Raw genomic sequence first — 26,208 nt, 5'->3', positions numbered from 1 at the left:
TGGGACATTCTCCCTCCTGAACTGAGGGAGTAATTTGCTCATTTTTTTTAGCCTGGAAATTACCCCTCTTTTTAACCAGAGGAGTTAATTAATACCTATGAAAATTACCAAACTTTGGTAAAAATTACCCCCTATTTTAGCCAAGTTATATAAACCCAAATCATCTATATCAAAGGATAATGTTTCGCACTATAACGTCTCATCTGGCATCCTGGAAAAAAAACCACCGTTCTCCTCTTCTTATCAGAGGTGCAAGACAGGTTGGAAAAAGTTATAGTGTTGAACAATTTGGTAAAACTGAATTTAATAATTTTATTTCACTGAATTTTGATTTAAATCCGGGGTTAATCTCAATATTTGACTCAAGAGATCCTGATTCTATAATTAGCCAGATAGAAATCTTATTCCGGGTAAGAATCACAAAAGATACACTCATTTTTCTGGATGAAATCCAGGAATGCCCAAATGCGATAACTTCTCTTCGGTACTTTAAAGAATTACGCCCGGATCTTTTTGTAATAGGAGCGGGTTCACTCCTTGAATTTGCATTTACCGAAGATATCCGGATGCCCGTTGGAAGAATTCAATTTTTAAATATGTTCCCCCTTTCCTTTTATGAATTCATGAAGGCAATGGGTGAAGAAAACCTCATATCTTTCCTCAATACCGTTTCATATTCTGATACTATCTCTTCAGCAGTTCATGAACATCTCCTCTCACTTTTACGGACATATTTTGTCCTTGGAGGAATGCCTGAAGTCATCGTCTCACACAATGAGACAAAAAGTTTTCTGGAGGCTTCCTATGTTCAGGATTCACTTATTGAGACATATAAACGTGATTTTTATAAGTATGCCCAATCATCAGAATTAATTCATCTCCAGACTGTTTTTTCTGCTATCCCCCGGATGGTATCGGAACAGATAAAATACGTAAATATTGACAGGGAATCAAGATCCCGTGACTTAAAAAAGGCATTACACTTACTCACTCTTGCACGGGTGATAACTCCGGTCTCAAGTACCGATGCATCAGGACTTCCCCTTGGTGCGACACTTTCAAGCAGACAGAAGTATATTTTTCTTGATATCGGGCTTATGCAGCATCTTTGTGGATTGAATACTGAAATTTTAAGCCAAAAAGATATGATGCAAATAAACAAAGGAAATTTAGCAGAACAATTTATTGGCCAGGAATTATTGGCACTCGAAGATCCATTTATCAGTTCTGAACTATATTTCTGGGCTCGTGATAAACAAGGGAGTTCGAGTGAAATTGACTACTGTATTACCAGAAAAGGAAGGATATACCCTATTGAAGTAAAATCAGGTACGACAGGAAAATTACGATCGCTTAGAATATTCATGGACGAGAAAAAACCACCTTTCGGAATCCGTTTCTGGGAAGGAGAAATCAGTTTTCATGACAATATTTTATCAATACCACTCTATATGGTCGGTGAAGCCGGGCGGCTTATTGATGAGGTTTTCGAATCAGAAAAAAACCATCTCTGATTAAAATTTTTAGGAATCTGGATAATAGATGGTTAAGAGAGGGACTGCATATGTATGTCCATGGACGATGACAGACAGAGACACACATGATATCCTGTCACATACAATTGGGGGATATCGAATTCTAAGCGACAAATCCGGCCACCAGCAGAATTGGCAAGTACAGGAGAGACAATAGTGTCAAATCCTCCTAAGGTTCCGGTACGGATGGTCAGATACCCTGCCTGTTTTCCATCAGTGTTCTCGCACACGAGTATTCCAGTTTAAAACTCTGGAAAAAACGGTAATAGATCGAATAATGGAGTCAGCGACTCAACAATTTAGGTTCGGCCTTATCTCAAGATAGTTTATTATATAATGAATTGTGGAGACAGTGTTGCCACAATTCTGTAAGACCAGATATATTCTCACCATAACCAATTTTAGCACCTTCTTGTGACACGAAAGCGACAGAATAAAAATGATCATTTTTTATAATTTCCCGATATCAAACTATAAAAAACATACCATTATGATGACCTGTTCAGTATCTGGAAATTCATTCATCAATAAAAACATTTTTCTATGTCTATCATTATAGAACTTATATCATACAATCAGATCATTCCTCACGTTTTCAATAATAAGACCAATTTCACAACTTTGCAGATACCATGACCGTGAACCAGAATCCTGAACAGATAGCTCGGGACACCATCGACCGGAAATTGATCGAATCCGGATTTGCGGTTCAGGATCGAAAACATATCGACTTTAAGGAATCTACCGGAATTGCGGTCAGGGAATACCCGACTGATGTTGGTCCTGCTGATTATATTCTGTTTGTTGATCGGGTGCCTGTTGGGGTTATCGAGGCAAAGAAGGAAGATTTTGGGGAGAAGATAACGACCGTCGAGGGTCAATCATATGAATATGCGGCCAGTAAACTAAAGCACCTGAATAATGATCCTCTTCCGTTCGTATATGAGAGCACCGGGGAACTGACCAGGTTTACTGATCACCGCGACCCAAAGCCACGGTCACGAACGGTCTTCTCCTTCCCAAGGCCGGAGACGTTTCGGGAATGGATGGGTCAGGATAAGACCCTCCGTGGGCGGTTTCATGATATCCCTGTATTGAATCCGGAGGGGCTTCGTGCCTGTCAGATTCAGGCCATTCAAAACCTTGAAGATTCGTTCAGGAAGTATTATCCCCGTGCTCTTATCCAGATGGCAACCGGTTCAGGAAAGACATTTACTGCAATAACCTTCATCTACCGGCTTTTAAAATTTGCCAATGCAAAACGGGTTTTGTTCCTGGTGGATACCCGGAACCTTGGAGAGCAGGCTGAACAGGAGTTCATGGCCTATGTTCCGAATGATGATAACCGGAAGTTCACCGAGCTCTATAATGTACAGCGGCTCCGGTCCCGGTATATTGCATCTGACAGCCAGGTGTGTATCTCCACCATCCAACGCCTCTATTCAATATTAAAGGGCGAAGAACTGGATGAGACTCTTGAGAATGAGAATCCGGCGGAACGGGGATGGCAACCAAAGCAGCCTCTTCCGGTTGTGTATAATTCACAGATTCCGATAGAGACGTTTGATTTTGTTGTTATTGATGAGTGTCACCGTTCGATATACAATGTCTGGCAGCAGGTCCTGGATTATTTTGATGCTTTTCTTATCGGGCTGACTGCAACTCCAGATAAGCGGACGTTTGGGTTTTTCAACGAGAACGTGGTGAGTGAATATACTCATGAAGAAGCAATTGCCGATGGGGTGAATGTCGGTCATGATGTGTATACCATTGAGACGGAGATTACGAAGAACGGTGCACGGATTGAGGCAAAGGAGTTTGTTGATAAACGGGAGAAACTGACGAGGAAGAAACGATGGGAACAACTGGATGAGGAGGTACAGTATTCTTCAAAGGAACTTGACCGTGATGTGGTCAATCCCAGTCAGATCAGGAATGTTATCCGGACGTTCAGGAATAAACTTCCCGAGATCTTCCCCGGCAGAACCGAGATTCCCAAGACTCTTATCTTTGCAAAGACCGACAGTCATGCGGATGATATCATTCAGGTTGTCCGGGAGGAGTTCGGAGAGGATAATGCCTTTTGCAAGAAGGTTACCTACAAGACCGAAGAGGACCCGAAGTCAGTTCTGGCTGCATTCCGCAATGATTACAATCCCCGGATAGCGGTGACGGTTGACATGATCTCAACCGGGACTGATGTGAAACCGCTTGAATGTCTGCTCTTTATGCGGGATGTGAAGAGCCGGAATTATTTTGAGCAGATGAAAGGGAGAGGAACCCGGACTATCGGGTATGATGACCTGAAGAAGGTGACTCCGTCAGTTCTTTCTGCCAAGACTCATTTTGTTATCGTTGATGCTGTCGGGGTGACAAAGTCACTGAAGACTGACAGCCGGCCACTTGAACGGAAGAAGAGCGAACCTCTGAAGGATCTGCTGGCAGCGGTGACGTTCGGGTCAACAGATGAGGATCTGTATGTCTCACTGGCAAACCGGCTGGCACGTCTGGATAAGCAATTAACCGACGATGAGAAGGAGACATTCACGGAGAAAGCCGACGGGAAGACGATTCATCAGACGGTGAAGGATCTTTTGAGGGCGTATAATCCGGATATCATCGAGGCCAGAGCTGGGGAGATAAAGCAGCAGGAACCGTCAATTTCAGAGAAGAAGGCAAAAGAAAAGGCTCAGAAGGAACTTATCGAGATTGCCCGGACGCCATTCTCCGGAGATCTGAACGAGTATATTGAGAATGTTAGAAGGGTGCATGAGCAGATCATTGATACGGTGAATATTGATGAGGTCAGGAAAGCAGAGTGGGATACTGATTCCCATGAGCGGGCAGAACATATAATCAAAGACTTTTCAGCATTTCTTGCGGCACACAAGGATGAGATCACTGCTCTTTCATTATTCTATAATCAGCCCTACAACCGCCGGGAACTCACATCCAGGATGGTAAAAGATCTGCTAAACATCCTGAAGGCTGAAAAACCGCAGTTTGCACCGTTTCATGTCTGGCAGGCGTATGAGCAATTGGAGCAGGTGAACGGGAAATCTCCAAAGAGTGAACTGACCGCCCTTGTCTCCCTTATCCGGCGGGTTACCGGGATAGATGAGGTCTTGACCGGGTATGATATGACCGTGAATAAGAACTTTCAGGACTGGGTGTTTCAGAAGCAGGCCGGAGCGTTAAAGTTTAATGAAGAACAGATGGAGTGGCTCCGAATGATCAAAGAGTTTGTGATTAATAGTTACCATCTTGAGATTGATGATTTAGATTATGTCCCGTTTGATGCTTTTGGTGGGAGAGGGAGAATGTACCAGCTCTTTGGTGATAGTATGACCGGGATTATGAGTGAACTAAACGAGGCGTTAACGGTTTGAATAAGCAATTAGTGTGTGATAAACCACCAAATCATTGGGCAACTGTATCTCTATCAGATATTTGTATAAAAGCGTCCAAAGTTAAAAGAAAGGAATTGGAACCGGACTCAAATTTTCTGTATTTAGATATTAGTTCGATTGATAATGTCTCCAATAAAATTACAGGACATAATCAACATAATTGGAGAGAAGCACCTTTACGAGCTCAACAAATAATTCAAACTGAGGATATTTTATTCTCAACCGTTCGTGTGTATCTAAAAAATATTGCAAAAGTCACGAATCCAATATATTCAAATCAAATTTGTTCATCTGGCTTTACTGTACTAAGAGCAAATGAGGATCTCTGTCACCCTAATTATTTGTTTGCGTATACCCTCTTTGAAGGCTTTTTGAATCCATTATGTGAACTTCAAACTGGAACTTCATATCCAGCAGTCAGAGACAATGACGTATTTGCACAAATAATTCCGCTCCCTCCACTCCCCGAACAACGTGCCATCGTGAATAAAATCGAGCAACTCTTCAGCGAACTGGACAACGGTATCGCCAATCTCAAACAGGCACAGGAGCAATTGAAGGTATATCGGCAGGCTTTGTTAGCTAAAACATCTGTAACTGAAAAATTTGTTCCAATTTTACAAGTGGTTGAGGATCTAAGTCAAGGATGGAGCCCAAAATGTCATAACCATTCAAGAGTTAATTCCAATGAATGGGCTGTAATCAAAACCACATCTATTCAAGAGGGTTATTTTGATGAAAAAGAAAATAAAAAATTACCTGATGATTTAAGTCCAAGAATAAAGCACGAATTAAAAATTGGTGATATTTTAATTACTCGTGCTGGCCCTCGTGTCAGAGTTGGTGTGTGTTGTTTAATTAAGAAAGTAAAACCAAGATTACTTAATTGTGATAAAGCATACCGAATCAGGTTAAAAAAAGACTGCATTATTCCAGAATTTTTTGAATTTACGATGAATTCGCCCCGATACAAATTTATCATAGAGGAACTCAAAACAGGTATTAGTGATAGTGGCGTAAATTTGACTCAAAAAGGATTTTTAGCCATAGATATACCAGTCCCACCTATTCAGGAACAACAAGCCATCGTCACCGAGATTGAAACTCGCCTGTCTGTTTGCGATAAACTGGAGCAGGATATATCCGATTCTCTCGAAAAAGCCGAAGCTCTCCGCCAGTCTATCCTAAAACAAGCCTTTGAAGGTAAACTCCTCAATGAACAGGAACTCACCGCTGTCCGAAGCGATCCGGAATGGGAACCAGCCGAAGCATTACTTGCCAAAATAAAATCAAAGACCACCTGAAATTATGACTGAAACCACATCATCAATCATCTCGAAGGTATGGAGTTTCTGCCACGTTCTCCGTGATGGAGGAGTCAGTTACGGAGACTATCTCGAACAGCTCACCTTCCTCATCTTCCTCAAGATGGCAGAGGAATACCGAAAACCCCCCTACAACCGTGATATCGGTATCCCCGAAGAATACCGGTGGGAAACGCTGAAAAGAAAGCGGGGTGCTGACCTCGAGACTCATTACCGGAACCTGATGCAGGATCTTGGAAAGAAACCGGGAATGCTCGGGCAGATATTCCTGAAAGCCCAGAACAAGATCTCTGATCCGGCCATGCTCTATAAGGTCATCGACATGATCGACAAGGAGGACTGGGTTATGATGGGGGTCGATACCAAGGGAGAGATATACGAAGGCCTCCTGCAGAAGAACGCAGAGGATACCAAGAGCGGGGCCGGTCAGTATTTCACCCCGAGAGCTCTTATTAAGGCGATGGTAGCCTGTACTCGTCCGGAACCGATGAAGACGATTGGAGATCCCTGTTGTGGGACCGGTGGATTCTTCCTTGCCGCCTATGATTACCTGACCCATAAACACCAGCTCAACCGAGAGGAGAGCCGGTTTTTAAAAACCCAGACCTTCGGAGGGAATGAGATCGTGCCGGGAACCAGACGACTCGCCCTCATGAACCTCTTCCTCCACAATATCGGAGAGATTGACGGGGAGCCGATGATCTCCGTTGCAGATGCACTCATCGCCGATTCTGGGGACCGGTATGATTATGTCCTCACCAATCCCCCATTCGGCAAAAAGAGTTCCATGACCTTTACGAACGAGGAAGGAAAACAGGAGAAGGACGAACTCACCTATAACCGGCAGGATTTCTGGGTCACAACCAGTAACAAACAACTCAACTTTCTGCAGCATATTCATACCATACTCAAAACCGGCGGACAGGCAGCCGTTGTTCTTCCGGATAATGTCCTTTTTGAAGGAGGTGCCGGAGAGACAGTCAGAATGAAGATCATGGAGACCTGTGACCTCCATACCATCTTACGGCTCCCAACCGGTATCTTTTACGCAAATGGAGTGAAAGCAAACGTCCTCTTCTTTGAGGCAAGAGAGGCATCAAAAGATCCCTGGACAAAAGAGGTCTGGATCTACGATTACCGGACCAATATCCATCATACCCAGAAGAAGAATCCGATGAAATTCTCTGACCTTGAGGAGTTCATCAGCTGTTATCATCCGGAAAACCGACATAAACGGCAGGAAACCTGGAGCGAGGAAAATCCGGAGGGACGGTTCAGGAAATTCTCATACGACGAAATAATCGCACGGGATAAGACAAATCTTGACATTTTCTGGCTCAAAGACAAGAGCCTTGCAGATTTGGATAATCTTCCGGACCCGGATGTTCTGGCAAATGAGATTGTTGAGAACATCGAGGCTGCATTAGAGAGTTTCCGGGAAATTGCTGATATTGTCAATGGGAATGGGATAGACAAAGAAAAAGATATGCAATAGAAGAGCCATATTGAACCTACCGAAAGAAAACACAGAAAAAACCGATACAACGGGAGGATCACGCAATAAATACATGTATCTCAATCATCGATCCGCGTCTCAAAAAGATCTCTGAACAGATCCGGGACCAGGCGAAAGAAGAGCTGGGGATTATTGATGAGACCCGCTTGAAATCACTCAGCTTTGTCTTTCTTACCGTCAAAACCATCCCCTGGATCTGACCGATGAGGAGACCCTTGATTATATGACTGAAGGATCCGGGGATTTCGGTGTAGATGCAATCCACCTTTCTGAAGACTTTGTTCATCTATTTAATATTTAACCAGAATCCGTGTTGAAAAGAGTTTTTTCCTGTTCTTCTGATCCCAGATAAGCCCGGATCCTGTAGTTGGATAGATAAACCCATGTATAACATCATAAATATTCTCGATATGGGTATCAGTATAGATACGCTGGTTCGTTGCATCCCATAGCAGTACAACATATGTTCCAGAACTCAGTCTATGGCGGTTTTTCCTTTCATCGATTGATTTTGACCAGCACTTTTTCCCGGTTTTTTCAATCACCTTGGCAAATTGTATCTGGTGGTCCGGACATGGAGGAGCAGGAAGATACGTTATTGTTCCATCCGGATTGAAAATATACAGAAAAACGCCACCATAGGTATCTCCATTACTCTCTGACTTTGCAGTATTGATATTCTGAACTACAGAAAGTAATGACAATTTGAATCCTTTTGCTTGTCTATTACGGGCTAATTCACCTACCTTCTCCCAATAAAGAAGGGGAAAGATCTCAACACCGACTTGTTTACAGTCCTTACTTGTAACATGTCCGGATAAGATAATCTGCTGTGGTGAATCAGTAATATCTATAGAATCAAAAGAAATTTCATCGGGAATTACACCGATGACCGGATTTCCGATGATAATTACCATACAAAAAGGAATAGTACAGAGAGAGGATTTTCCTTGTAACATGGGTTAAAAACCGTTTGTACTATCTCAATAAAGTGCTTCTTCTGATAATTATGCCCGGAAAAATGATCTGCTCCTGAATTTGGTTTCTATTTTTTTGCTGATATCTTATACATAGTATCCACTTCGCTAATTTTTGAATAGTCAGGATATTGTAGAATTAATATCCAGCCAAAAATCTTGTCATATCCACAAACCAGTGAAATCCACAAGCAGAAGGGAGTCCTTTATAGAGTTGTAGCAGGCACATAGGCAAACCAAAAAGCAGAGATGTCAGAATACACATGATAACCGCTCCTATCGGGTTTGTTACGAACAATTCAGGAAGATGGTTCAGGCTGTGAGGGACAACACCAATGAAGATTACTGCACAAAGAGTACGTCTATCTGAAGATTCATTTCGAAGTAATGCAAAAGTCAGGATAACAGGGAAAAACCTAAAAATTATCTCTTCTGATATTGCCGGATTACATGCCAGAAATATGGCATCAATTATTCCGGGAGAGAGTAGAAGACCCTGATTCAGGTAAAAATATCCAAGATTGATGCAAGCAAAAGGAACAGATATAATAATTCCAAAGAGAATAAGCCGTAAAATATATACGGGTGATTCCTGGAAGGATATAACCGGAACCCCATGTCCTGTCCGGAATATGGTTAAAGCAGAAACATAACAAACCAAGACCAGTAAACCGGTGAGTATTCCATCAGTCAGGCTTTGGTTCATTCCATAGTGACTTGCTCCGCTTATTATCCCGAGAATAATTCCCCTAATTAAACCAGATGTTGAGAATCCAGCCCGATTTATAAAAAGGTTCATTATTGCTCCAACTCCAAGAAGAAGTTCTGTCCATGACCATATTCGTGAGGTGAGGTTTTGATATTCAAAAGGAAAAGAAAAATCCAGAGGCAGGAAAATATTGATTATATAAAGAATTACATATCCGATGAGAATTAGAGAAAAAATAGCCCATCCAGAGTATCTATTTAAATTCGGAAATTCAGGAGTAAAATCCATATACCTCGTTTGTTCAGAATCTTAATAAGAATGATATCATGAATTTTCGGTTGTGATATTATTATTTGAAAACCGCAATAAATTTAATTATATATTAAATTATTAATGAACTAATGCGATCTAAATTTCCCCTAAAAACAGATGATATTCATCTTTTTTGCTGTCAAAATCCAGATTGTTCCGAGTCTGGTAAACGTGAGCTAGGAAATCTTATAGTAAGTGGAACGTCTGGAGGCCAAGGAAACCGGATGTTGAGATGTAGGACTTTTGGCTATCGCTTTTCTGAAACCAGAGGCACTGTTTTATTTAACCCAAAAATAGACTACGATCAAGTAGTTTCTGTCATGGAACAATTGTCCGAGGGATGCGATATACGATTACCAGACCAATATCCATCATACCCAGAAGAAGAACCCGATGAAATTCTCAGACCTTGAAGAGTTCATCAGCTGCTATCATCCGGAAAACCACCATAAACGGGCAGAGACCTGGACTGTGAAGAACCCGGAGGGACTGACAGACATTGTGCCGGGAATGTTTATCCTATAATATACCCTCGTTTCTATGATCCCTGATTCCGTACGTTCTCCTCTTTTTTCTCATGTGTTTCTCAGGTCATACCCGTTTTGACTACCGGATGACAGGCAGAAAACCTCATTTTCTGAGATATCGCTCATGCCAGTATTCCCTTACTCCATCTACCCCGCTTTCAGTCGAAAATTCACCCGCTATTCCACCAAAAGGAAACCGGGTTTCAGAGGATCAGAGGAATTATCCCTGTTCATAAGATGGTCCTGATCATGGAAAAGACCTGCCAGTGGATAAGTTATTTCATCTTGAATAGGAGAATATCAATCATGACTCATCACCTTTCACGTGGATGTACCTGCATCCTGTTGTTGCTCTTATTGATAGGGGTATGTATGGCGGAAGAAATTCCCAGTTCTCTTATATTCGTTCAGGGCGGGGAGAGTGTAATCACAGAAAAAACTGACGGATTGTATCTTATAACCGTTCAGGATATCATCCCGTATCTCCATATAAAAACCGGAGAGAGAAGTTCCCTGATGCCATTTGAAATCCTGACAACCTTAGATGAACCCCTGAATGGGGCTCTGGTCTTTTCCGGGGCTGATACGCAAAGCACATCAATGGTTGAGGTTTTAAATCTCTCGCTCTCCAATGATACTACGGGTCTGACCCTGACGGTAAAACCACTTGAGTTTTATGATGGACAGTTGCTTACATTCTTTGAGAGTGAGAAGAATGAAGGGAATACCATATTTAAGGGTCAACACGACGAAACCAGAATATATATAGAGGAAATGATAAATCCCCCAGATAATGTCCCTGATTCGTTTAGATGCGGAGAATGCTACGGGATACCGGAGCCGGGGCATGGCTGTTACAAAGCATGTTGTTGGGATTACGAAATGGGAATAAAATGTAGCAGGGATTGGTGTAATTGCGCAGATCGTAAATTTTGAGGTAGCGATGGCTCAGGGACCTAAAAAAAGGCTCAACACCCCACATTCACTTTTTTCCTCATATGTCTCTTGGATTCACTGCGGCTATCCCTGAAAAAATGGAGGATTCAGAGGTACCGGTCTCGATTCATGCAAAAGATGACTGGGTTGCTGATCTTCTGGACTTTTTCAGGACCGAGACAAACCAGGCTGTTCCAGTTCTGAAGAAATTTAAAGGGGAACTCAGGCCATATCAGGAAGAAGGATTCTCTTTCCTCTGTCAGTGTACCAGGAGGGGCTTTGGAGCCTGCCTTGCTGATGACATGGGGCTAGGAAAAACTCCCCAGACGCTTGCATGGCCCCTCTATCTCAAGTAGAAAGAAAAACCCGGAACTCCGACCCTCCTGATATGCCCAATGTCGGTTGTCGGAAACTGGGAATGAGAGATACAATGGTTTGCCCCTTCACTCCGTTCATGGGTGCATCATGGGATTGACCGGTGTAAAGGCGATGATTCATATATATAAATCTCCTTTTGCTGAATAAGACTATGTATCTGATTTTGATCATTTGAAAGAATTTCAAAAAATATGAAGGTAAGAATTGCATCTCATTCATTTATCATAAAGTATAAAATTGAGTACCATTTCCATTTACTATAAAATACAGGATTGATTTCTCTCATTACCGATGTTTCCAGATGAACGGCGGTTTATGACTGCTGAAACTGACAAAGAACCAATAAATAGATTAATTCTCCTAGAATCGTTAGCCGGTTTAAAATACACATCCCTTCTTTGAAATGGAGGAATGAATTATCCCCATTTCTGTTGATCTTGTCATTTTGTGATATTTTATAATTTTCTCCTCTTTCTCATTCAAAACCTTCAATTAATATGGTAATAATACTATGATTGTTCGTTTGGAATGAAGCGTCGGGGGATTGTATGGGACTTTTGGGAATATCAGCATTTACGGGTCGAAAACTCTACACCCTCACGCTTTATTTTTTAATTACCGGATTATTTATTGTGAGCCTTGTTTTTGCACAAACTGATGGCGGAGAAAAACAAGGCAGTATCAATACTTCGTCATTTCAGTTTGGAGATCCTGTTCAGCTTACACCAGAAGAAAAATCTTACCTCTCTAACCTTGGTAATGTTACCATGTGTGTGGATCCTGACTGGGAACCATATGAGAGTATTTCTGAAGATGGGAATCATGTAGGTATCGCAGCAGACCTGATCCGGCTTATCGCATATCGCTCAGGAATTGATGTAAAACTTGTCCCTACAAAAGACTGGGACGAGAGTTTGAATGTTTCAAAAGAAGGTAAATGCCTCATTCTGTCTTTTCTTACACAAACTCCTGCCCGGAATGAATGGTTGCTGTTTACCGAACCATATTTTTCTGATCCAAATGTCATAATTACCAGGGCAGAACATGATTTCATTCCTGATCCAGCCCTGCTCATCAATCATACCATTGCATTACCCTCAGGCACCAGTGTGGAAGAACGAGTCCGACAGGATTATCCTCATCTTACCATAATAACTACCGGGTCTTCTGAAGCTGATACATTTACCCTTGTCGAAGAGAAGAAGGCAGATATGACACTTCGCTCTCTGACGATGGCTGCATATACAATACGTAAAGAAGGTCTTTTCAATCTTAAAATCTCCGGTCAGATCCCAAATTATACTAACCATTTCCGAATTGGTGTTTCAAAAGACCAGCCAATGCTCCGGGACATAATAAACCGGGGAATCAGCACACTGACACCACAAGAAGTTCAACAGATAGTAAATCGCCATATTTCTATCGAGGCCCAGACGGGGATTGATTACAACCTTATCTTTCAAATTATTATTGTATTCTCTATTCTCACCGGAATTGGCTTTTTGTACGGATTTCAACAGAAGCGGTTTAATAAAAGTCTGGCAAAGCGGGAAGAACAACTTGTCAGGCTGAGCGAAGAACTTCATGATCAACTTGAAATAATTGCGAAAAATGATGCAGCCCTGCGGGTGAGTGAAGAAAAATTTCGTCTCCTAATAGAGAATTCAATCGAAGGAATCTGTGTCGTTCAGGATGGCCTGCTCAAATTTTTTAATCCGATTGTTCCTCAATTAATTGGTTATTCAGCTGAAGAAATTAAGACGATGCCATTTACTCTGTTTATTCACCCGGAGGATGTCAATTTTGTATCAGAGAATTATTATAATCGGATACAGGGTAAGACGGTTGAAAGCAGGTACAGATTCCGGGTTGTCTGTAAAGATGGTACTGTAAAATGGATTGAAATGAATTCAGTCCTCATTCATTGGGAAGAGAAACCTGCTATTCAAAGTTTTTTTACTGATATTACCGATAGAATCAGAGCAGAAGAAGAAGTTTTGGAAAATGAAGTGAAATTTATCTCAATATTCCAACAAACTCCTGATCCTATCCTGATTACAAGTGCAACCAGTGAGATTATTGAAGTAAACCTGGGATTTGAATCGTTATTCGGTTTTTCTAATAATGAATTATCCGGAAGGAAATTTCAGGATACCGCTCTTTCATTATCCCTTTCAGAATTGAGTAGAGAATGCAGGCTGGTTCTGGATGGGATGGTGTATCGAAAAGAGATGACATTTTTAAACAAACAGAATATGCCGTTTGTTGCAGATGTTTCAATATCGAAAATAGTTATCCGGTCTGATCCCTGTTATCTTATCCAGATCCATGATATCGATGAAATCCGTCGTGCTCATGACGCAGTTGCCCAGGTGAATCATAAACTGAATATCCTCTCAAGTATTACCAGGCATGACATTCTCAACCGCATCATGGTTACATCATTTTATAGTGGTGAAATTAAGAATGCAATATCTGATGAGAAACTCCGAAAACAACTGGATCTTATCTCAAAAGCAACAGAAGAGATACGTTCCCTTATCGAATTTACTAGAGAATATCAGGATCTCGGAGCTACTGCCCCTTTGTGGCTTGCACCGGATAATGTTCTGAAAATTCCTCCGATTCAGGGATTACTCATGAATGTGACTCTGACCTCTGAACTTGGAGGTCTTGAGATCTATACTGACCGCATGCTCGAGAAAGTCCTCTATAATCTCATCGAAAATTCTGTCAGACATGGGAAAGATATGACTAATATCTCCCTTTCCTGCCATCAAAGCAATTCTGATATGATAATTTCATATGAAGATGATGGTGGAGGAATTGCATTAGCCGAGAAAGAAAAGGTGTTTGAGAAAGGTTTTGGAAAGAACACCGGACTTGGCCTTTTCCTGATAAGAGAAATTTTATCAATAACAGGTATCGAAATTGTGGAAAATGGAGAACCCGGAAAAGGCGTCAGGTTTGAGATACGTGTTCCGGTTGGGAAATGGAGAATATCCGGGGCTTGATAATGGATATATGAGACGGCTCAAGACATGACCTTTCATTTTATGAATATGGGAAATTTGTATCTTTGGGTAATCGGCTAATACAACAATATATCTGTCAGCTAACCGGACTCATATGGTAAAATCCGCCACTTTCCTGCCGGAACTTTCATCTCAAACCGTACTCCATCTCCATAAGTTCCAGTCTCCTGAATTGATATACCGGTAATGGATAGGATCTCACGAATCAAAAATAACCCCATTCCAGTATTTTTACCAAATCCTCTCTCAAATATCTTTTCTTTTTCTTCAATTAGGACTCCTCCTCCATCATCTTCATATATGAGAATACAACCGTCTCTCTCTTTCCGGTATGAGTATCGTATCCAGGATAGGGTATGCCCATGTCTGATTGAATTGTCAGTAAGATTATAGAGGACTTTTTCGAGCATCATGTCCGCGTAGATCTCAAGTTCTCCCAATTCAGATTGTATCTGAATACCATGAGCGAGATCTTGAATTGTTGGCTCCAGAATTAGGGTTTCAACCCGTTGCCATCCAGGAGCAGATGTACCTAAATCCTCGTATTCCTTTGTAAATTTAATCAGATGCTCGATATCTCGGGATGCCTGTGAAATCGTTTCAACATATCTGGTCAAAGTGGGATCATGAACTGCTTCTTTCAATTCCTCACTATATAGTGAAGCAATCATGACCCGATTTAAAATATCATGCCTGGTAATACTTGAGAGGATATTTAATTTATTATTCGCCTTTTGAGCAGCATCATGTGATTTTCTTATCTCATTGATATCATGGATCTGAATGAGTGAGTATGGGTCATAGCGAATTCTGAAATGGGAAATGGCAACTTCGGCTATGAATGGAATTTTACTTTGATTTACAAACATCATCTCCTGACGATGGATATCATCCCAGGTATTGTTTAATAGATCATGAAATCCATTTTGGTCTTTTGATAGAATTCTCATCTCTTCGATGGTCTTACCGATGACTTCTTCATCATTGTGTCCGAATATATCATGAAAACCTTGGTTTACTTCAAGAATTTTTCCATTTTGATCAAGGATCAATATGGGATCTGGTGTTTGGTTAAATATTGTTATGAATTTTATCTCATTTTCTTTCAGTTTTTCTTCAACGATTTTTCGTTTTGTAATGTCTCTGCTTACTCCGATGAATCCGACTGTATCACCCCATTTGTCGTAAAACGGCCTGGCAACGACTTCGGTCCAGACTGAAGAGCCATCTTTACATGGCTGCTCTATCTCAATAATGACCGGGTCCGGAGTTTTTCCTTGTTTTATCAGTTTTGTCGCCCTATTGAATGCATCTAATGATTTTTGAAGAGATCCCGGGCTTATTGCCTGAGTAAGCGGGCTGTCCATTACTTCCTGGGGTGTATAACCCCGCAAATGATACACAGAAGGGCTTACATATGTGAATTGACCAGAGAAATTGAGTGTCCAGATAACATCCAAGGTATTGTCGGTAATAAATCGAAATTTTTCTTCACCTTTTTTAAGTTCCTCTTCGGCTAGTTTCCTGTCAGTGATATCATGAAGGGCAGATAATACACATTCCTGACCCTGAAACATAATTATTATTCCAAATCCTATAGCCCAGAATTTTTTACCAGATGGAGTAATTAAGTCCATTTCAAAATTTGTCACAATTCCTGATTTTTTTAGTTCAGAAACCCAGTTATTTCTGCTATGTATATCGGCCCATACGTCCGGAGCTTTTGTGTTATATAACTGTTCAATAGTATCAAACTCAAAAAGTTTGACGGCCTCTGGATTTGCATAAAGAATCTTTCCATCCAGTGTGACAATACTTATAGAAATTGGAAGATTATCGATGATTTGTCTGAATTGGGTCTCATGTTCAGCCAATGCACAACTGGTATTTTTTAACTCAGTGATATCCTGATTTACTCCAAATACCTGAACCGGTTTCCCATTCTTATCTTGCTTTATCTCTCCAAATGTTGCAAGATATCTCATCTCTCCGGTTGTAGGTAAAATAATCCGCATCTCTGTAGAGTAAGATTCACCTGTTGTAAGTGAATGAACAAACAAATCCCTGATACGAGGGCGGTCTTCTGGGTGAATTATGTTGGCAATATCTTCAAAGGTAGGGGAAATCCCCGGAGATAATCCAATTAACTGTAATGCTTCATCAGATGCCGTATATCGATTTGTTTTAAGATCTAATACCCAATTGCCTACATGAGCGACACTTTGAGTTTTCCGTAAGGTTTCTAATATTTCTCTTGCATTATTTTCAGAATTATATAGTTCTCGTTCTGTTCTTCTTCGTTTCACTGCCTGGAGCACTTTATGATTCAGCTCTGCGAACTGTGCCTTTGGATCCCCTCCTTTTTGAAGATAAAAATCAGCACCGTTGTTAATAGCCTCAATTACAACTTCTTCCCGTCCACGGCCGGTGAAAAGAATAAAAGGTAAATCCGGGTATCGTTTTCTGATCTCTTTGAGAAACTCAATACCGTTCATGTCCGGCATCTGGTAGTCAGAAATAATCGCCTCATAGGACGAAATCCGGGATGAATCCGCTAGACCTACAGCTGTTGTTGATATATCTACAGAAAATTCGCCACTTTTTTCCAGGAAAATTTTGGCGAGATCAAGAAGTAGATCTTCATCGTCAACGTAGAGGATCCGGATCATAGTATGATTTCCATATTTATCCTCCTCATACTTGGTTCTGTCTACCGTGTACTCACATATCAGATAGGAAAATGTCGCCTATATGGAATGGGAAAAAATTGAAGGATTTGGTACTAATCTGGTCTAGTATCCAGAGAAAGTATATGATAATCGAATAGAGTTTACCAGAACAATGATCGTTGCAAACTGGTGGCCTATTGCCCCGATAACTGGTGTAATTAAGCCTCCTGCAGCTAATCCGATGAGCATACAATTTAGCAGTAAAGCAAGCGAAATATTCTCTTTTATTGTCTGGGATGTCTTCTTGCCCAGTTTCATAAATGTCGGAAGTGATGAAAGCCCTTGTTCCATGAGAATTACTCCCGAACTCTCCAATGCCAGAGTGTTTGCACGACTTCCCATTCCTACTCCGATATCCGCCCGAATAAGAGCTGGACCGTCATTTGTTCCATCACCTACAAAACATACTCGTTCTCCTTTTTCCTGGAGATCTGCTACGAATTTTTCTTTATCTGATGGTAACAATCCGGAATAGGTCATAGATTCTGGGATTTCCAATTCATCTGCAATTGCCTGTGCAGCTTTTTTATTGTCTCCAGTGATTATTGCATATTGTGAATATCCTAAATGCCTGAGTGAAGCCAGGGCTTTTTTTGTATCGGTATGGAGCGTATCTGATATGAGGATTTTTCCGATATATTCACCGTTTTTAGCCACCAACACCTCGGTCTCAAACATATTCTTCTGGATATTATCTTGTTTTGCCGATTCTAATACCGGGATTGAGTTTTCTTTAAAAAAATCTCTATTACCAACCAGAACAGGTGTACCATTCCATGTATCTGCAGCTCCTTTGCCAGGGATATGTCGGCCAGTTCCAACTCCTGAAAACACAATTCCTGTTCTTTTTGCTTCTTTTAGGATTGCCCGTGCAATCGGATGAGGAGATGATCGTTCCGCGGAACCGGCAATTTTTAAGACTTCTTCTTGTGTTGATCCATTTTCGGGTATTATGGTTGTTACGTTCATCTCACCAGAGGTTAGTGTCCCGGTTTTATCAAAAACTATTGTTGTGATTTTTTTACACATTTCCAAAAATAAGCCACTCTTAATGAGGATACCTTGTTTCGCTGCCGGCCCGATAGCTGCTAGCACTGCTGACGGAGTTGCAAGAAGAAGTGCACACGGACAGGCAACGATAAGAACTGTGATTCCCCGGACAATATCGTTCGTGACGAACGCAGTTCCAAAAGCAATGACAAGAATTAGGGGGGTGTAATAGTGTGCAAATGTATCTATCATCGGGTGTGATGGTGGTCGTCGCATTCCTGCTTTTTGTACAAGTTCTACCACTTTCGCATAAGATGACTGATTTGCAAGTTTAATGGCAGTAATGACCAGTATGCCATCCAGGTTAATGCTTCCCGAGTAGACAGTATCTCCTGGATTTTTCTGAATCGGAAGACTTTCTCCGGTTCGGAACGATTCATCAACATCTGAATGGCCTTTCTGGATCTCTCCATCTACCGGAATTCTTTCACCAGGCCTAATTAAAATTATGTCTCCGATCTTGATATCATCAACCGCGATCTCAATTATCTCTTCATTTCTAATTATATTCGCAGTGGTGGGGACATGAAGCATGAGTGAATGAATATCTTTTTGAGTCCTGGCATAAAGATAGTCTTCAACCATTTCACCAATGGTGAGAATAAATGCTATTTCGGCTGCAGCGGTAAACTCACCAATGAGAACTGCTGCAACAAGGGCCAGGGCTGCCAATTCGCATACATTCCATACACCCTTGATAAGTCCCAAAGCCGCTTCTTTCAGGATAGGATATGCAGTCAGAGCTAGAGCAATAAAAGCTGCAGGGATTTCTAGTTCCGTGAGAGGTATAAATCTATATTCTGTGAGGACTGCCAGTGTAACAAAAAATCCTGCTGTTACAAGTCTGATGAGGTTTATTTTCAGTTCTCTCTCTGTATGCTCATGCGAACATCCATATCCATGACAATTACAGGCTTCTGATTCACAGGATATCTGGCTTTTTGACATGGTCTTTCTGCCACCGTTTATTAGATATGCTCGTTGATTTTTTTCAGCAGATCAATAAAGATCCTCGTCTCATCATCACCTAGAACGGATGCGATTTCACTTGCCAGATTCAGGTGATGACGGTGATGTTCTTCATATGCCAACGCCCCGTCTTCTGTTAATTCAATTATGTACGATCGCCTGTCATGTTCAGCTCTGACCCGTTGTGCATAGCCTTCCCGTTCCAGTCTATCTACCGTAATTGTCGTTGTTCCTGTCGTAATACCTAGTTTTCCTGCCAGTTCTTTCATATTCATCCGACCATAATGGCCGAGAATCTCGATGGCATGAGCATCAGATATTTTCAGATTACTTGATTCAATAACTGATGATTCCCAGGAGGTAAATCTGTCAAAAAATTCAACAAGGCTTTCATTTAATTCTTCTTTTAAAGGATCTTTCTTATCCATATCGAGATCTCCGATTGTTTCAATATAGTTTGATCATCAAACTATTTGAATGATAGATATTTTGATCGCCAGAATTTAAGAAAAATAGAGATTTCCATATTTGTTCTATTCAGCAAAAAAATTTAGGATATGTCTCATATCAGCCAAAATAGAAATATTGGTATGCGGGAGTTCAAACCCGCGAAACGGAGAACAAATGAGTGAAAAATCAGAATTAATTACACATTTAAAAGAAGAACTTGATCATGTTCATGGGGATATAGAACATGTACAACGTGATTTGGAGGCTCTCATAAGCCACATAAAAAACCTGGATGAGCATCTGCATCACCTGGTAGATGAAACGACACAATCTTCCATAAATCCAGAACCGTTCTAGACGTGGATTTAGCTCACCTGGAAAAACACAGAATAATAATAAATTCCCTTCTGTGTAGCCAGGTGATCAGTTACTATTTCGGAGGTCACATGGGTTGTCATGCATCAATCAGAGGGGTATTAACAATGGATTTAATTCCAGAATTCCTATGGAAACATATGGATCTGCCACTCGATGATAAAACCCCGTTGATTGATACTAATCAAAAAAGAAAGATAGAATAAATAGTCAATCATAATCGGTTATACAGGTTGTCATTATTGTCTGTCTTTCCTGGTACCATTCGTTATCACATGCAGTCATTGGAACAGGACAATTAGGATCGTATAATCACCACACCTGAAAAAACCAAAACTAAAATCCTTCCATAGCAGCTCCATTATGTATGTTTTGGTGTGATTCAGAGATTATTCGATCTCTCCCGAGTTTATTCTTATTTTATCATGAACAATTATGGATGGTTCAAAATCGCTCAGAAGGTTCTAAAATGAATAAAAAAAGATTCACCAGTTTATTGACCATGAGAAATTATGGCCGTGTTTTTAGGACATTCAAAATCCTGACCAAAAACGGATATGGATTTGGATTTCTGAACTTCAACGAAACGATACAACCCATCAGGAATGGTGATCTCAAACCGTGCTCCCGTTCCATATTGGGCCCCACATTCAGATATCTGCATTCCGCAAGCATTGAGAATCTGATATGCTAGATATAATCCTTTTCCTTTATCTGTCTGTGATGAAGCTCGGAATATATGTTCTCTTTCCGCCTCAGGCATTCCTTTTCCATTATCCTGTACATACCAGAGAATTGAGTCAGCTTTTTGCACATATCCGCTATTTATTCGGGATACACCATCTCCATGTCGGATAGCATTGTCAAATAGATTATATACTACTTTTTCGAGAAGTGAATCCCCAAATACTTCAACAGCCCATACATCATGTTCTATAACAACTGATTCTGTTTGAATCATGGATTGAGCATGGGATATTAACTTGCCCAGGTTCATCCACATGTGTCCTGCATGGCCTGGTATGAGATGATCTGAACTGGTTGAAATCTGTCTGTTGATGGCTTGAATTGTGGCCTCAATTCTAGATATTACCAGATTCATCTCCTCACCGGAGCTCATTGTTTTTAAGAGATCAAGATACCGGTGAAGAGACGTTGTCGTATTAAGGAGATCATGGCGGGTGATCACCGAGAGGATATCATGATTTGCCTGATTTTTTAGAACCGAATGAATAACAGTCTCTTTGAGGGCTGATTCCTGGATTTTTTCAGGACTATCCCACACTATTCCAACGCCCTGCATCTTGAGAAAGAGTTCAAGAGCAGATATCGTTTGTGAACCTGCCTGAGTGTTTAAAAAACTAACCAGGTTTCCAATTGCTGAGGTTGTAATGGGAGATAATTCATGTTCGATAATACATGCTTCTTTATTAGCAATATCCGGGGCAACCCCGATAAACTCAAAAAATTGACGCAGAGTTTCATGACGGATATGAATTACTTCTCCTCGTAATCTGCCTTCCGGAGAGAGAAAAACACCCTCATACCGCCTCCATTCAACAAAACCAAGCTTTGATATCTTTCCGACCATCTCAACCACTGACGAAGGTGAGACACTTAAAGATCGGGCTATTTCGCCTGTTCGTGCATATCCTTTGTCTTTACTGAGTACATATATTGTTTCGAGATAATCTTCCATTGCTTGAGATAATTTCTGATCCGGTTTTTTCATCCCATTTCCTCCTGATGAGAGAACGCCCACGTTCGGTAAGTTCAATTCTGTTTTCACTGGATACCGTCTTTTCTTCACAGGAACAATGACAACAGACACATTTCATGCTACTTTTCCTGCAGGAACATTCCGATAATTCCTCTCCGTCACGTTTCAGGTATCCGGTGCTACACAGCATAGATACCCAGGATTGTACCGAGTTTTTCGGAATCCCAAGTTCGGTGGCAAGTTCGGAGAGGAGGCATCCCCCCCTCTGGCTGATAAGATGAAGGATTTCAAGACCTTCACTCACAGTATTCACCACCACATGAACATCCGTATAAGAGTTTTGATACTCCGGCCAGAAGTGGCAACACAAGAATTGCTGCCCAAATGAAAGATGAACTGATGATTGTCAGGAGATTTGCTTCTTCACCTTCCATGATGAGGGTGAGCACATTTCCACCTTCAACAAGTATGGCACATCCCGCGAACACTACAAGGAGGAGAGCTCCGATATATGAGAAACTTATCCAGCCTGGGCGATCTGTTTTGCCTTTTAAGAAGGCAGATCCAAACAATGCTGATATCATGATCAGGATGCATCCTCCCGGAATATCCGGTAAGATAAATAATCCGGTTACGATCCCGGCCCCTTCAAGGATTGAGAGGAGTCCTGCGACAAAGGTGGTCAGTGCTACAAGTCCTGTCCATCCATAAAGATATTGGTGAGGGTATGTTGTATTTTCCATGATTTATGCTCCGATTACGAGTGAACCTACGTGTAATATGATGAACGCGAAGACATATGCGACGAGTATTCCCCATCCGATTGCAATTCCCGTCCATTTCCAGTTCCCCATCTCCTGCCTGATTACTCCCAGTGCAGCCACACAGGGAAGGTAGAGGAGGACAAAGACCATGTATGCAAGGGCAATTACCGGACTTAAAGTCGGGTCTGCAGCAAGGGATGATTCAAGCATCTCTTCTCCTCCATAGAGGGTTCCAAGAGATCCTACAACCACTTCTTTCGCGATGAATCCGAAGATGAGTCCTACAACCAATTGCCAGTTAAACCCAAGCGGAGCAAATATTGGTTGAAATGCTTGCCCGATGATTCCTGCAAGGCTTTCTGCAGATCCATATTCCACTCCTACCGGAAGGGTTGCTAATGCCCAGACGACGATAACTCCTCCAAATATGACAAGACCTGCACGTTTCAGATATTCCCTGCCTTTAAACCACATATGGACCGCTGCAGCAAATCCGCTTGGTCTCCGGTATGGTGGCAGTTCCATGATGAAGGGAGATGGCTCATCTTTGAACACCAGACGCCGGAATATCAGAGCTGACAGGATTGCAACCGCGATTCCAAGGACATACAGGAAGAATATAACATTTCCTGCTGCTGCTCCGAAGAATACACCCGCGAAGAGAACATATACCGGAAGCCGTGCTGCACAGGACATGAACGGGATAGTGATAATGGTAATTATCCGGTCTGCTTTGCTTTGGAGTGTTCTGGTTGCCATGATGGCCGGCACATTACATCCAAAACCTATGAGGAACGGAATGAATGAACGCCCATGAAGCCCGACTGAATGCATGAGCCTATCCATTACAAAAGCGGCCCTCGCTAGGTATCCGGTATCTTCAAGGATAGAGAGTAGCAAAAACATGACAAATATGCTTGGAACAAAGACAAGCACTGAACCAACACCACCAATTACTCCATCAGACAGGAAGGACCGGATAAATGGATCCATGTCGACGTTATTCATCAATTCAGTGAAATACCCGAAAACGTACTCTATTCCTACAAGGAATGGATTGGATGCACTAAAGGTGAGCTGGAATGCAAACCACATACATGAAAGGAAGATTGGGATTCCAAAGATTCGGTGTGTCAATACCTGATCAATAAGATCTGCAGGCATAACACGCCCCATGGTGCATGTAACCGAACAAGTAGTGATTTCTTCTGCTGTCCGGTATCGTGCCAGTAGAATATCTTCTGCAATTCCATCCCGCTCTGCCGGATCCGCCTTGTCAATAAATGGAATCGCAAGTCCCTTATCATGGAGCATTTTTTCAAGGTGTTCATCCCCTTCCATAAGCCGGATTGCTGCATACTGTGGTGATAAACTTCCTAGGGATGATGAGTGAGAGGTGAGAAATGATCCAATTTCGTTGATATGAGATGTGACAGAATGTGGATATTCGATCTCTTTTGATTGGACGGAAGATTTCTCTTTTGTGACTCTGATGATTGTATCGATTAATGTGTCTATTCCCTCTCCTTTTCGTGCTACAATCCGAACGACTGGAATTTTTAGATTCTTTTCAAGACACTCTGCATCAATGGAAATTCCCTGTTCATCTGCCAGATCGCACATATTCAGAGCTATTACCATTGGAATGCCAATTTCCATCAGTTGAGTCGTTAAAAACAGGTTTCTCTCAACATTTGTGGCATCAATAATCTGAACAACAGCATCAGGATGTGAGGTCAGAAGTGCATCACGAGCAACCTGTTCGTCCGGAGTAAAGGCAGAAAGACTGTACGTTCCGGGGAGATCGGAGACAATCAATGAATATTCATTTATTTGTCGTTTTCCTTCTTTTATCTCAACAGTCACTCCTGGATAATTCCCAGTGTGTTGATGAACTCCACATATGCTGTTAAACAGGGTGGTTTTTCCCACATTGGGGTTTCCTGTAAGTAATATACGAATATCTTTCATAAATTCCTCATTTGAGTGGTTCGACGAGAACCATACTGGCTGCTCCGGCTCCAAGAGCATATCTACTCTCTCCAATCCGGACAATCACAGATTCTTTTGCTTTTTGAATAATGGTAAGTTCAATTCCGATTATGATCCCAAGTTGACCAAGTGTTTTTGCCAGGTGACCAGTTCCACATATAGACCGGACTACAACCTGGTCTCCGGCTTTTGAAAGGCTTAAGGGAACCATAATACATCACTTCCTCAGTTTTGGTTCAACAGTGATCAAAGCTGCTTCTGCTCTCCGAAGAGACAATTTGTACCCACGGATACTGCATTCAGCAGGATCTCCAAGAGGGGCCCACTTAATGAGGGTTAACTCTGAACCGGGAAGTACTCCCATTTCCATTAATCTACGGCGAATAACTGAATCACCAAGAATTGACGTAATCGTTCCCGATGATCCGGGTGGTAATTTCTCGAGTGTAATGGTGGCCATGATTCACCTAATAATTTTAGACTCATCTAAATTATTATGTTTAAATATATTAAATTAGTGGATCCTAAATAGAATTTCTACATCTCAAAATAATTACATTAAACAAGAATATAATGAAACGAACAATTAATTTTGCTCATTTGCAAATTACTACAGAAAAAATTAATATCTTACATTGGTTTGTTAGATCTACCATTAATTTCCTTAAATTTTGTTTAAACTTTCAATTTTCAATCTTTTGTCCTTTGGTTTATTTTCTCTGGGGAAAAACGCGGGAAGAAATCCTGGAACTTACCAGATATTGTGTTTACATCTACAGCCTCTCTGGTTAACACCAGAAACCTCATAGTCTTCCCAATCGAACGTGATAGTATGGATCTATTTCGAATATGCAGTTGTTTTTGTATTTTGATTGCTGCCATTCTTCTTCCTGTCTCTGCAGCTGAGTCAGGAACTTCTGCCAACCAGACGATTAATGATCAATTTGTAGTGAAATTGCCTGCAGATTGGTCTCATTTTGCTGTCAACTCCTATGCAGGAATGGCAACCGGTGTTATGGATAACAATGATATTACCAATGTGATTTCAATTCAGGTATATCAGAATATGAATTGTTCGCAGGTAATTGAGGAGAACCTGAAAGTCAACCTTGATATATTTAATGCAAAAGCGGGTATTGCAAGCCTTTCAGAACCGGAATATGGCACTGACAATGTAACCCAGTATGGAAAATATTCTGATGGAAAGACTTCAAATCTCTTCTTAAGACTGATTCATGGCAATGTTGTTGCAGTCTTTGGTTCATACGAGACCATGGATGATGCAAAGGAAAAGTCAGAAGAGTTTTCTGTGATAGCAGCATCGGTTATTCCACTTCATCCTTCGGTGAATGAACTCTGTGTGGTTGAAAATCAAAAACCGACACCGGTCCCGACTACAACCTATAAACCCCGGCCGGTTCCGACAGTGAGTAATACAATAGCCCCGACTGAGGCTCCGGTATCCTGAAGAGATACTCAATCTATTTTTTTTCTCCCAG

23 protein-coding genes are annotated in these 26,208 nt (G+C 41.3%); 11 read left to right on the top strand and 12 right to left on the bottom strand.

Annotation, left to right across the window (positions count from 1 at the left end):
• Positions 1-179 precede the first annotated feature (179 nt).
• The gene (locus tag KSK55_RS15890; RefSeq protein ID WP_218607650.1) at positions 180-1,514 is read left to right on the top strand and encodes an ATP-binding protein; all 1,335 of its coding nucleotides are present in this window, start codon (positions 180-182) and stop codon (positions 1,512-1,514) included.
• Positions 1,515-1,546: 32 nt separating this feature from the next.
• On the opposite strand, the gene KSK55_RS15885 is transcribed toward KSK55_RS15890, so the two are convergent.
• Positions 1,547-1,765 carry a hypothetical protein gene (locus KSK55_RS15885; RefSeq protein WP_218607649.1) on the bottom strand — a complete coding sequence of 73 codons (219 nt, stop codon included), beginning with the start codon at positions 1,763-1,765 and terminating at the stop codon, positions 1,547-1,549.
• Between the two features lie 402 nt (positions 1,766-2,167).
• On the opposite strand from KSK55_RS15885, the gene KSK55_RS15880 reads away from it, so the two are divergent.
• Genes KSK55_RS15880 through KSK55_RS15870 form a run of 3 tightly spaced genes read left to right on the top strand, consistent with a single transcriptional unit; the run spans position 2,168 to position 7,765 of the window.
• The gene (locus KSK55_RS15880) at positions 2,168-4,924 is read left to right on the top strand and encodes a type I restriction endonuclease subunit R (protein WP_218607648.1); all 2,757 of its coding nucleotides are present in this window, start codon (positions 2,168-2,170) and stop codon (positions 4,922-4,924) included.
• On the top strand, positions 4,921-6,249 hold the full coding sequence (locus tag KSK55_RS15875; RefSeq protein ID WP_218607647.1) for a restriction endonuclease subunit S: 1,329 nt from the start codon (positions 4,921-4,923) through the stop codon (positions 6,247-6,249). The genes KSK55_RS15880 and KSK55_RS15875 overlap by 4 nt, the downstream gene beginning before the upstream one ends.
• Positions 6,250-6,253: 4 nt before the next feature.
• Entirely contained in the window at positions 6,254-7,765 is a 1,512-nt protein-coding gene (locus KSK55_RS15870; RefSeq protein WP_218607646.1) for a class I SAM-dependent DNA methyltransferase, read from the top strand.
• 311 nt (positions 7,766-8,076) lie between these two features.
• On the opposite strand, the gene KSK55_RS15865 is transcribed toward KSK55_RS15870, so the two are convergent.
• On the bottom strand, positions 8,077-8,745 hold the full coding sequence (locus KSK55_RS15865) for a hypothetical protein (protein WP_218607645.1): 669 nt from the start codon (positions 8,743-8,745) through the stop codon (positions 8,077-8,079).
• A gap of 157 nt (positions 8,746-8,902) precedes the next feature.
• Positions 8,903-9,760 (bottom strand): hypothetical protein, encoded by an 858-nt coding sequence (locus tag KSK55_RS15860; protein ID WP_218607644.1) that lies wholly within the window; start codon positions 9,758-9,760, stop codon positions 8,903-8,905.
• A 417-nt stretch (positions 9,761-10,177) separates the two neighbouring features.
• Between KSK55_RS15860 and KSK55_RS16585 the strand changes: the two genes are divergently transcribed.
• The 4 genes from KSK55_RS16585 to KSK55_RS15845 all read left to right on the top strand — a co-directional run bounded on the left by KSK55_RS16585 (position 10,178) and on the right by KSK55_RS15845 (position 14,639).
• Positions 10,178-10,309 carry a hypothetical protein gene (locus KSK55_RS16585; protein WP_256664063.1) on the top strand — a complete coding sequence of 44 codons (132 nt, stop codon included), beginning with the start codon at positions 10,178-10,180 and terminating at the stop codon, positions 10,307-10,309.
• Between the two features lie 308 nt (positions 10,310-10,617).
• Entirely contained in the window at positions 10,618-11,247 is a 630-nt protein-coding gene (locus KSK55_RS15855; protein WP_218607643.1) for a hypothetical protein, read from the top strand.
• 62 nt (positions 11,248-11,309) lie between these two features.
• The gene (locus KSK55_RS15850; protein ID WP_256664062.1) at positions 11,310-11,603 is read left to right on the top strand and encodes an SNF2-related protein; all 294 of its coding nucleotides are present in this window, start codon (positions 11,310-11,312) and stop codon (positions 11,601-11,603) included.
• Between the two features lie 570 nt (positions 11,604-12,173).
• Complete coding sequence (locus KSK55_RS15845) at positions 12,174-14,639, top strand: PAS domain S-box protein (RefSeq protein ID WP_218607642.1); 2,466 nt, start codon at positions 12,174-12,176, stop codon at positions 14,637-14,639.
• Between the two features lie 101 nt (positions 14,640-14,740).
• Here the strand turns inward: KSK55_RS15845 and KSK55_RS15840 are convergent, their stop codons facing one another.
• The 3 genes from KSK55_RS15840 to KSK55_RS15830 all read right to left on the bottom strand — a co-directional run bounded on the left by KSK55_RS15840 (position 14,741) and on the right by KSK55_RS15830 (position 19,836).
• On the bottom strand, positions 14,741-17,329 hold the full coding sequence (locus KSK55_RS15840; protein WP_218607641.1) for a PAS domain S-box protein: 2,589 nt from the start codon (positions 17,327-17,329) through the stop codon (positions 14,741-14,743).
• Between the two features lie 123 nt (positions 17,330-17,452).
• Complete coding sequence (locus tag KSK55_RS15835) at positions 17,453-19,387, bottom strand: heavy metal translocating P-type ATPase (RefSeq protein ID WP_218607640.1); 1,935 nt, start codon at positions 19,385-19,387, stop codon at positions 17,453-17,455.
• 20 nt (positions 19,388-19,407) lie between these two features.
• Positions 19,408-19,836: a MarR family winged helix-turn-helix transcriptional regulator gene (locus tag KSK55_RS15830; RefSeq protein ID WP_214421139.1), complete on the bottom strand. Its 429-nt coding sequence runs from the start codon at positions 19,834-19,836 to the stop codon at positions 19,408-19,410.
• A 196-nt stretch (positions 19,837-20,032) separates the two neighbouring features.
• Between KSK55_RS15830 and KSK55_RS15825 the strand changes: the two genes are divergently transcribed.
• Both KSK55_RS15825 and KSK55_RS16580 read left to right on the top strand, forming a co-directional pair.
• The gene (locus KSK55_RS15825; protein WP_214421138.1) at positions 20,033-20,215 is read left to right on the top strand and encodes a hypothetical protein; all 183 of its coding nucleotides are present in this window, start codon (positions 20,033-20,035) and stop codon (positions 20,213-20,215) included.
• Between the two features lie 89 nt (positions 20,216-20,304).
• Positions 20,305-20,439, top strand: a complete 135-nt coding sequence (locus tag KSK55_RS16580; RefSeq protein ID WP_256664061.1) for a hypothetical protein — start codon at positions 20,305-20,307, stop codon at positions 20,437-20,439.
• 287 nt (positions 20,440-20,726) lie between these two features.
• Here the strand turns inward: KSK55_RS16580 and KSK55_RS15820 are convergent, their stop codons facing one another.
• The 6 genes from KSK55_RS15820 to KSK55_RS15795 are packed head-to-tail and all read right to left on the bottom strand — an operon-like array spanning position 20,727 to position 25,169.
• On the bottom strand, positions 20,727-21,965 hold the full coding sequence (locus KSK55_RS15820; protein WP_218607639.1) for an ATP-binding protein: 1,239 nt from the start codon (positions 21,963-21,965) through the stop codon (positions 20,727-20,729).
• Positions 21,895-22,257, bottom strand: a complete 363-nt coding sequence (locus KSK55_RS15815; RefSeq protein WP_218607638.1) for a helix-turn-helix domain-containing protein — start codon at positions 22,255-22,257, stop codon at positions 21,895-21,897. The genes KSK55_RS15820 and KSK55_RS15815 overlap by 71 nt, the downstream gene beginning before the upstream one ends.
• Positions 22,250-22,696, bottom strand: coding sequence for a hypothetical protein (locus tag KSK55_RS15810; protein ID WP_218607637.1), 447 nt, complete (start codon positions 22,694-22,696; stop codon positions 22,250-22,252). The genes KSK55_RS15815 and KSK55_RS15810 overlap by 8 nt, the downstream gene beginning before the upstream one ends.
• A gap of 3 nt (positions 22,697-22,699) precedes the next feature.
• Complete coding sequence (gene feoB, locus KSK55_RS15805; protein ID WP_218607636.1) at positions 22,700-24,688, bottom strand: ferrous iron transport protein B; 1,989 nt, start codon at positions 24,686-24,688, stop codon at positions 22,700-22,702.
• Between the two features lie 7 nt (positions 24,689-24,695).
• Positions 24,696-24,920, bottom strand: a complete 225-nt coding sequence (locus KSK55_RS15800; RefSeq protein ID WP_214421133.1) for a FeoA family protein — start codon at positions 24,918-24,920, stop codon at positions 24,696-24,698.
• Positions 24,921-24,926: 6 nt separating this feature from the next.
• Complete coding sequence (locus tag KSK55_RS15795; RefSeq protein ID WP_214421132.1) at positions 24,927-25,169, bottom strand: FeoA family protein; 243 nt, start codon at positions 25,167-25,169, stop codon at positions 24,927-24,929.
• A gap of 372 nt (positions 25,170-25,541) precedes the next feature.
• On the opposite strand from KSK55_RS15795, the gene KSK55_RS15790 reads away from it, so the two are divergent.
• Entirely contained in the window at positions 25,542-26,177 is a 636-nt protein-coding gene (locus tag KSK55_RS15790; RefSeq protein WP_218607635.1) for a hypothetical protein, read from the top strand.
• Positions 26,178-26,208: the final 31 nt, after the last annotated feature.

Source organism: Methanospirillum hungatei (assembly GCF_019263745.1).
GTDB classification, from domain to species: Archaea; Halobacteriota; Methanomicrobia; order Methanomicrobiales; family Methanospirillaceae; genus Methanospirillum; species Methanospirillum purgamenti.
This window is presented reverse-complemented; position numbering and strand designations above follow the sequence as displayed.

Excerpts from the sequence above, each read along its gene's own strand:
- KSK55_RS15890 (WP_218607650.1), top strand. The coding sequence starts at position 180 with ATGTTTCGCACTATAACGTCTCATCTGGCATCCTGGAAAAAAAACCAC.
- KSK55_RS15880 (WP_218607648.1), top strand. The coding sequence starts at position 2,168 with ATGACCGTGAACCAGAATCCTGAACAGATAGCTCGGGACACCATCGAC.
- KSK55_RS15870 (WP_218607646.1), top strand. The coding sequence starts at position 6,254 with ATGACTGAAACCACATCATCAATCATCTCGAAGGTATGGAGTTTCTGC.
- KSK55_RS15865 (WP_218607645.1), bottom strand. The coding sequence starts at position 8,745 with ATGTTACAAGGAAAATCCTCTCTCTGTACTATTCCTTTTTGTATGGTA.
- KSK55_RS15860 (WP_218607644.1), bottom strand. The coding sequence starts at position 9,760 with ATGGATTTTACTCCTGAATTTCCGAATTTAAATAGATACTCTGGATGG.
- KSK55_RS16585 (WP_256664063.1), top strand. The coding sequence starts at position 10,178 with ATGAAATTCTCAGACCTTGAAGAGTTCATCAGCTGCTATCATCCGGAA.
- KSK55_RS15855 (WP_218607643.1), top strand. The coding sequence starts at position 10,618 with ATGACTCATCACCTTTCACGTGGATGTACCTGCATCCTGTTGTTGCTC.
- KSK55_RS15850 (WP_256664062.1), top strand. The coding sequence starts at position 11,310 with ATGTCTCTTGGATTCACTGCGGCTATCCCTGAAAAAATGGAGGATTCA.
- KSK55_RS15845 (WP_218607642.1), top strand. The coding sequence starts at position 12,174 with ATGGGACTTTTGGGAATATCAGCATTTACGGGTCGAAAACTCTACACC.
- KSK55_RS15840 (WP_218607641.1), bottom strand. The coding sequence starts at position 17,329 with ATGATCCGGATCCTCTACGTTGACGATGAAGATCTACTTCTTGATCTC.
- KSK55_RS15835 (WP_218607640.1), bottom strand. The coding sequence starts at position 19,387 with ATGTCAAAAAGCCAGATATCCTGTGAATCAGAAGCCTGTAATTGTCAT.
- KSK55_RS15830 (WP_214421139.1), bottom strand. The coding sequence starts at position 19,836 with ATGGATAAGAAAGATCCTTTAAAAGAAGAATTAAATGAAAGCCTTGTT.
- KSK55_RS15825 (WP_214421138.1), top strand. The coding sequence starts at position 20,033 with ATGAGTGAAAAATCAGAATTAATTACACATTTAAAAGAAGAACTTGAT.
- KSK55_RS16580 (WP_256664061.1), top strand. The coding sequence starts at position 20,305 with ATGGGTTGTCATGCATCAATCAGAGGGGTATTAACAATGGATTTAATT.
- KSK55_RS15820 (WP_218607639.1), bottom strand. The coding sequence starts at position 21,965 with ATGAAAAAACCGGATCAGAAATTATCTCAAGCAATGGAAGATTATCTC.
- KSK55_RS15810 (WP_218607637.1), bottom strand. The coding sequence starts at position 22,696 with ATGGAAAATACAACATACCCTCACCAATATCTTTATGGATGGACAGGA.
- feoB (WP_218607636.1), bottom strand. The coding sequence starts at position 24,688 with ATGAAAGATATTCGTATATTACTTACAGGAAACCCCAATGTGGGAAAA.
- KSK55_RS15800 (WP_214421133.1), bottom strand. The coding sequence starts at position 24,920 with ATGGTTCCCTTAAGCCTTTCAAAAGCCGGAGACCAGGTTGTAGTCCGG.
- KSK55_RS15795 (WP_214421132.1), bottom strand. The coding sequence starts at position 25,169 with ATGGCCACCATTACACTCGAGAAATTACCACCCGGATCATCGGGAACG.
- KSK55_RS15790 (WP_218607635.1), top strand. The coding sequence starts at position 25,542 with ATGGATCTATTTCGAATATGCAGTTGTTTTTGTATTTTGATTGCTGCC.